General features: G+C 44.9%; 1 protein-coding gene. It reads right to left on the bottom strand.

The features are described from left to right. Nucleotides 1–2 precede the first annotated feature (2 nt). Nucleotides 3–1149, bottom strand: a 1147-nt coding sequence (hpsC, locus tag ACUVJL_RS37410) for a hormogonium polysaccharide secretion pseudopilin HpsC (RefSeq protein ID WP_445250436.1), incomplete at its 5' end; no start/stop codon positions are given.

The following is a 1149-nucleotide window of genomic DNA, read 5'->3' as shown; positions in this document are numbered from 1 at the left end:
AGTTATTTTCCTCGCGCACCGAGACCTTGTACTTGCACGCTTGCTGTTGGGAAATATGCAGATTTCTCGGCCTTATAATCAGTATCGTTGGGTTGAAGGCGGCGAAGGCTGTTTCCTCTGATAGTTACTCTGGCTATGTTTCTCGCTGTATCAACACAAGCGTAGAAGCTGTTGATATTCTTTATTGTATCTGTTACTTTTAGAGTGTTTTCTAAGATTGGCGATGTTGTAGTTCCAGTTTGGGTAGTGGGATTCCCCAGAGCGGTTGTACATTCATTTCCTTTGAATAGCGGGTTAGTGCCGTGGTCGATGTAATTAACTAATACATCAGGGGGATCCCAATTAACGCCTGGCTTCGTCACATTTTCCGTTGGCTTACTGATGTCAAAACCTGCCTGGGAGATAGTACCTATGTTAAAGGCATCACTGCGCTTTTGCGTGTCGGGATTTTTTAGCTCAGCAGGAGCAAAGTAGCGCTTTGCTGGATCAGTATCTGTCGAATTATTAGGATCTCGCAGTCCGTCCTGAATTTGATACCGAACAATACGGGTAGGACACGGAGCTCCTGAAGGCTGACACCAAATGCCCGGCTCGCCACTAACTTGGTAGTACGCAACTAAGGATAGAACATACGTATCGTTGCACGCACTTGGGCCCTTCAGTGCTGTGTTTGTTGGATCGCAATCCTTTGGTTTCTTATTTGCCATTATAGGAAGAGAATTCTTGAGCTGCTGGCGTTTCCAAAATACCAGAATAGGAGTTCCCTTTGTTGCTGCGGCAGAGGGGATGAAATTTCCCGTTAGGAGTTTGGGGACACCATCTGCACTATTATCGTAAATATAAATAGCTTGACTCAAATCTTGGGCGATGAAATCAACCGCCGCCTGAATGTCTTGCTCGGTATTTGACTTGACTTGTTCCCTCCTGTCGGTATTCAGCATATCGACTACAAAACCGAGCATGGGCGTAATGATTAAAAACGCCATAATTGCTCCGACTAATAGCTCTACCAGAGTCATACCCTTGTCTGTTTGAGCTGGCCCTGAGCGGTTTCGCTGGTGCTGACTTTTAAGAAGCAACCTGAGTAAATTTTTCATTTTGACTTCTTCCTTTGCCAATTTGTAGGGAACATTTTTGATTAACAAGGAT

This window comes from Microcoleus sp. OTE_8_concoct_300 (genome assembly GCF_031383065.1).
Taxonomy (GTDB): domain Bacteria; phylum Cyanobacteriota; class Cyanobacteriia; order Cyanobacteriales; family Microcoleaceae; genus Microcoleus.
The sequence above is the reverse complement of the archived record's forward strand: the minus strand, read 5'-3'. Positions and strand labels throughout refer to the sequence as shown.